Source organism: Acidovorax delafieldii 2AN, assembly GCF_000175235.1.
Lineage (GTDB): Bacteria > Pseudomonadota > Gammaproteobacteria > Burkholderiales > Burkholderiaceae_C > Acidovorax > Acidovorax delafieldii_B.
Genome location: NZ_ACQT01000629.1, coordinates 1 through 546, shown reverse-complemented (window position 1 = coordinate 546; position 546 = coordinate 1). Strand labels below are relative to the sequence as shown.

1 protein-coding gene is annotated in these 546 nt (G+C 71.6%); it reads left to right on the top strand.

Going from position 1 to position 546, the window contains the following annotated elements; all coding sequences use genetic code 11:
- Positions 1-447, top strand: a 447-nt coding sequence (locus ACDELDRAFT_RS23445; protein ID WP_005802028.1) for a carbohydrate porin, incomplete at its 5' end; no start/stop codon positions are given.
- Between the last annotated feature and the right edge of the window lie 99 nt (positions 448-546).

Sequence of the window (546 nt, the reverse complement as noted above, 5' to 3'; positions counted from 1 at the left end):
GGCTGGGGCGTGACCCTGGAGGCGCCCCTGGGTGAGGACGCAGGGCTGTTCCTGCGGGCCAGCCGCAACAGCGGCCAGGCCGAGACCTATGCCTTTACCGAAATCGACCGCCAGTTCTCGCTGGGCGGCCAGTTCTCTGGCGCCGCCTGGGGCCGGGGCAACGACCGCTGGGGCCTGGCATGGGCGGCCAACGGCCTTTCTGGGCCGCACCGCAGCTACCTGGCGGCGGGGGGACAGGGCTTCTTTCTGGGCGACGGTCGGCTCAACTATGGCCCCGAGCACGTGCTCGAGGCCTACTACCGCTGGGCCCTGCCCGGCGTGGCCACCCCAGCGGGCACGCTGCAGTCGGCATTTTCGCTGGGGGTTCAGCACCTTGTGCACCCCGGCTACAACCGCGACCGGGGGCCGGTGCAGGTCTATTCGCTGCGCTGGCACAGCGAGTTTTGACGCCAGCCGCGCCGCAGGTTGGGCCGGGGCGCTGCAGGCCGTGGGCTGTGGGCCGTGCGCGCCCATTTGCCGATGCGTACGCCCCCCAGCCAGCATGAG